This is a genomic window from Azohydromonas australica DSM 1124, assembly GCF_000430725.1.
GTDB classification, from domain to species: Bacteria; Pseudomonadota; Gammaproteobacteria; order Burkholderiales; family Burkholderiaceae_C; genus Azohydromonas; species Azohydromonas australica.
In genome coordinates, this window is sequence record NZ_KE387225.1 from 21,868 (window position 1) to 26,197 (window position 4,330).

4 protein-coding genes are annotated in these 4,330 nt (G+C 73.7%); all 4 read right to left on the reverse strand.

From position 1 onward, the window contains the following. Positions 1-5: 5 nt before the first annotated feature. Positions 6-962, reverse strand: a complete 957-nt coding sequence (locus H537_RS0139975; RefSeq protein ID WP_029002300.1) for an NAD-dependent epimerase/dehydratase family protein — start codon at positions 960-962, stop codon at positions 6-8. A gap of 43 nt (positions 963-1,005) precedes the next feature. Further along, positions 1,006-2,643, reverse strand: a complete 1,638-nt coding sequence (locus tag H537_RS0139980; RefSeq protein WP_156902289.1) for a methyl-accepting chemotaxis protein — start codon at positions 2,641-2,643, stop codon at positions 1,006-1,008. A gap of 42 nt (positions 2,644-2,685) precedes the next feature. Further along, entirely contained in the window at positions 2,686-3,480 is a 795-nt protein-coding gene (locus H537_RS0139985) for an SDR family NAD(P)-dependent oxidoreductase (protein ID WP_029002302.1), read from the reverse strand. Then, positions 3,477-4,330: Bug family tripartite tricarboxylate transporter substrate binding protein (locus H537_RS0139990; RefSeq protein ID WP_029002303.1), on the reverse strand; the 854-nt coding region annotated here is incomplete at its 5' end. The genes H537_RS0139985 and H537_RS0139990, both read right to left, overlap by 4 nt.

Sequence of the window (4,330 nt, forward strand, 5' to 3'; positions counted from 1 at the left end):
TGGGCTCACAAGGGTTGGAGGGCACGGCGCACCAGCGTGGGCAGGTCGCCGTCGTGACGGAAGCCGGCGGCATCGGCGGCCGGCGTGCGCAAGGGCGGAAAGCAGCCGAACAGCGCCTCGATGCGTTCCTGCGGCGCCCAGCGCACGAGCTCGTGCACCTGCGCCCCGTGCACCGCGGCGACGGCATGGACCAGCTCGCCCATCGTGAAATGCAGCGTGGGCAGCAGCAGGCTGCGCCGCGGCGGCAGGCATCCGGCAGCGACCTCGGCCGCGTGCAGCAGGTTGTCCACGACGTTGGGCACGGACGAGGCCCAGGTGGCGGCCTGCGGCGAGGTCGGGCAGGTGAAGGACCGCCCGGCCGCCAGCTCGCGGATGAGGTCGCTCATGAAGGCCGAGAGCTGGCCCGTGCGCGCGGGTGGGCGCGCCAGCACGCCGGGCAGGCGCAGCGAGACGCCATCGATCCAGCCTCGGCGGCTGAAATCGGCGACCTGGATCTCGCTCATGAGCTTCTGGGCGCCGTAGCTCATCTGCGGATTCGGCGCCGTGCCGTCGTCCACCAGCGCAGGCAACGGCGAGCCGTACACGGCGATGCTGCTGGCGAACACGAAGCGCGCCACGCCCTCGCCGCGCAGCGCCTGGGCGCGAGCCGCTTCGAGCAGGTGTTGCGTACCCCCCAGGTTCACGTCGCGCGCGAGCTCGTATTCCTGCTCGGCCGTGCCGCCGGGAATGCTGGCCAGGTGAAACACCCGGTCCACCGGGCGCTCGAAGGCCTGCCGGACCAGCCCGGCATCCGCGATGCTGCCGGCGAGCTGGCGCGCCGCGCCGGTGGTCGAGGCGGGAAAGCCGACATCGAGCAGGGTCAGCGCCTGCAGCGATCGATGGCCGTCGTCGTGATCGCGCAGCAGCCGCGCGACCAGGGCCTGGCCAACGAAGCCGGCCGCGCCGGTAACCAGAACGTGCATGGGTTGCTTTCCTTGGTTTTGCAGACAGGGCGTTGCGGCGCGCTCAGGCCGCGCCCGTCAGGAGCTCGGGCGCCGTGGAGGGCTGGGCATCCGGGACGGACGATGGGCCTGGTGGGGCGGCCAGCCTGAAGCGGCGCAGCGTCTGCCGCAGCGCCGCGGCCTGGTCCTTGAGGCCGCTGGTGGCGGTGGCCAGCTGCTCGGCCAGCGCGGCGTTGTGCTGGGTGCCGTGGTCCAGTTCGGCCACCGCGCGGTCCACCTCCTGCAGGCCTGCCGTCTGGACCGCCGCCGCCTCGGCCATGGTTTGCATGGTTTGCGCTACGCGGGCCGCCGCTGCGGCCAGGCGGCCAACGGTGGCCCCCGCCTGCCCGGCGCTGTGCGTGCCCTGCTCCACGCTGGCGGCCACCTCCGCGCTGAGCAGGCGGATCTGCCCGGCGGCCTCGGCCGCCCTGCCCGCCAGGTTGCGCACCTCGGCGGCCACGACGCCGAAGCCGCGCCCCTGCTCGCCCGCGCGTGCCGCCTCCACCGCGGCGTTGAGTGCCAGGAGGTTGGTCTGGAAGGCGATGGCGTCAATCGCGCCGACGATCTCGGTGATGCGCCGTGACGCATCGGCGATGTCCTGCATCCGTTGCAGCACCTGGGTTCCCGCCTCCTGGCCGCGCCGGGCCTCCTCGCGTACCGCGTCGGCCTGCGCACTGGCCTCGCGCGCCTCGTGGGCCGACTGCGCGCCCTGCTGTGACAGGGCCCGCAGCGACGAGGCGGTCTGCTGCAGCCGTGCCGCGGCCTGCTCGGTACGCAGGGACAGCTCCTGGCTGCCCACGCCGATCTCGGCGCTGGCCCCATCGACCGCGCGGCCGGAGTCCTGGAGGCCGGACACCATTTCGCGCAGGCGCTGCTGCATCGTAGCAACGGCCTGCAGCAGGCGGCCGAATTCGTCCTGGCGGTCGACGCGCACCGGCGAGTCCAGCCGGCCCTGGGCGATGCGCTCGGCCACCGTCACGGCCTCGTCCAGCGGCCGGGAGACACTGCGCATCAAGGCCAGGGCCATGCCGGTCGCCAAGCCCCAGGCCGCCAAGGCGACCGCAGCGGACACCCCCATGGCCCAGTGCTGGCGCGATCGTGCGGTGGCGTACTCGGTCCGGCTGGCCTCGGCGGCCTGCACCACGACGCCGTCGATCAACTCGCTCCAGCGCTGGGCGGCACCTTCCGCCGGGATCAGCAGCGCCAGCGCCGCTTCCGCGCCCGTGCCGGCAAGGGCCGTGCGCGCGGTGGATTCGAGTGCCGGCTCCACCTCGGTGCGCAGGCGGACGATCTCGGCCAGCCGCTGCCGCAATGCGTCGGCGTCGCCGTCCTGCAGTGCCGTCGCCAGTGCCTGTTCCGCCTGCCCGTAGCGCTCACGCGCCCCACGCAGCGCGCCCTGCTGCACCTTCAGGTCCTCGGGCTCCGTGAGCATGACCAGCGCACGCAGCTGGCCCATCCAGTCCAGTTGCGCGGCATGCAGCCGGTGCGCGAGATCGGCGCGCGCGGCGTGGACCTCGACGATGCGCGAGAGCTGCTGCGACAGCTCCCGCATCTGCCACAGCGCCGAGGCCGCCAGCAGCAGCAGCATGCCCACCAGGACGCCGAAGCTCAGCGCCATGCGTCGGCGCAGGGTCAAGCCCGGGCGCAGCGATGTAGGGCCCATGGAAGTCTCCTCCGTGATCGGCCGCTCTTGCGCGGCGTTGTCTCACTGCCCGTCGGAGACCAGCGTGCCGCCGTCCACGACCAGGTTCTGCCCGCTGATGAAGCCGCCGGCGCAGCTGGCGAGCATGGCCACGACGCCGGCCACCTCGTGCGGCTCGCCCACGCGGCGCAGCGGCGTCAGCGCCAGGCGCTGCTGCATGAACGCCTCGTTGCCCAGCAGCCCGGTGGACAGCGGCGTGCGGATCAGCCCGGGCGACACGGCGTTGACGCGCACGCCCTGCGGGCCCCACTCCACCGCCAGGTTGCGCGCCAGCTGTGCCAGCGCCGCCTTGCTCAGCCCGTAGAGGCCCAGCCCCTTGTTGCCGCGCAGGCCCGCGATGCTGGACATCAGCACCACGCTGCCGCCACCCTGCCCTGCCATGGCCGGCAGCAGCGCGCTGGCCAGCCGCGCGGCGCCGCGCAGGTTCACCTCGAACACGCGGCGCCAGTCCTCGTCGCCGGCCTCGGCCAGCGGCCCGGCCGGGCCCGGGATGCCGGCGTTGCACACCAGCGTGTCAAGGCGGCCGCGCCAGGCCAGCGCGGCCTCGGCCAGCCGGGCGACGTCGGCGGGCTGGCTCACGTCGCAGCACACCGCCAGGGCGTCATGCCCGGCCTCGCGCAGTTCCGCGGCGGCCGCCTTGCAGCGTGCCCCGTCCCGGTCGGCCAGCACCACGGCCGCACCCTGGGCGGCCAGGGCCTGCGCGATGGCCAGACCCAGGCCCTGGGCGGCGCCGGTCACCAGCGCCACCTGCCCATGCAGCTCGAACAGCCCGGCGGCCGAAGCGTCGTTGCGGCTCATTCGACCGTGACTCCCGCAGTGCGAATGACCTCGCCCCAGCGGGCCGTCTCGGCACGGATGAAGGCCGCGAAGGCCTCGGGCTCCTGGGGTGCGACCACCAGCCCCAGCTCGCCGTAGCGCTGTGCCACCTCCGGCGACCGCAGCGCTTTCACCACCGCATCGTGCAGCCGGCCCACCACCGGCGCCGGCGTGCCCTGGCGCACCACCACGCCGGTCCAGCCCGGGGTATCGAGCTGCGGCAGGCCGAGCTCCGTCATGGTCGGCACGCCCGGCAGCTGCACCACGCGCCGGTCGCTGCCCACCAGCGCCAGCGCGCGCAGCTTGCCCTCGCGCACCAGCGGCAGGCTGTTGGCGATCACGTCCAGCATCAGCTGCAGGTGCCCGCCCATGAGGTCCTGCACCGCAGGCGCCGCGCCCTTGTACGGCAGATGGTTGAAGCGGCCTCCGGTCTGGCGCTTGAGCATCTCGCCCCAGATGTGGGGCTGGCTGCCCACGCCGTAGGAGCCGTAGTTCAATCCGTCGCCGCTGCGCGACGCGGCCAGCAGCTCGGCCCAGGTCTTGAACGGGCTGCCGGCCGGGACCACGACCAGCAGGGGCGAGGTCAGCAGCCGCGTCAGCGGCGAGAAGTCCTTGAGCGTGTCGTAGTTGAGCTTCGGGTAGAGGCCGGCGTTCATCGCGAAGGGGCCCAGGTCACCGTAGAGCAGCGTGTGGCCGTCCGCCGGCTGCTGCTTGACGTAGGCCGCCGCGATCTGGCCGCCCGCGCCCGGCTTGTTCTCCACCAGCACGGTGCGCCCCAGGTTGCCTTCGAGCTTCTGCGCCAGCAGCCTGGAGAGCGCGTCGCCGAAGCCGC